Source organism: Vogesella mureinivorans (assembly GCF_007644035.1).
GTDB classification, from domain to species: domain Bacteria; phylum Pseudomonadota; class Gammaproteobacteria; order Burkholderiales; family Chromobacteriaceae; genus Vogesella; species Vogesella mureinivorans.
On record NZ_VMTV02000308.1, the window covers coordinates 1 to 357 of the forward strand.

Here is a 357-nt window from a genome sequence, read left to right on the forward strand (position 1 = left end):
CGACTTGGTCGATACGGTCGACCTCGACGATGATATCGGCGATTCCCGCCGCCACCGCGCGGCGCACCGCCTCTTCGACCGATCCCGCGACCGCGACATGATTGTCCTTGATCATCGCCGCGTCCCACAGGCCCATGCGGTGATTGGTCGCGCCGCCCATGCGGGTTGCATATTTCTCCAGCACGCGCAGACCGGGGATCGTCTTGCGCGTATCGAGCAGCGTCGCGCCGGTGCCGGCGATCGCATCGACATAGCTTCGCGTCATCGTCGCAATGCCTGACAGATGCTGGACGGTGTTGAGCGCCGACCGCTCGGCGGTCAGCATCGCCCGCGCATTGCCCGAAAGGCGCATCAGGT

At 65.5% G+C, this 357-nt stretch carries 1 protein-coding gene; it reads right to left on the reverse strand.

All coding sequences use genetic code 11. The annotated features are described in order from the left end of the window. Positions 1–325 (reverse strand): beta/alpha barrel domain-containing protein (locus tag FLQ44_RS10010; protein WP_500692543.1); only part of this gene is annotated, 325 nt, incomplete at its 3' end. Between the last annotated feature and the right edge of the window lie 32 nt (positions 326–357).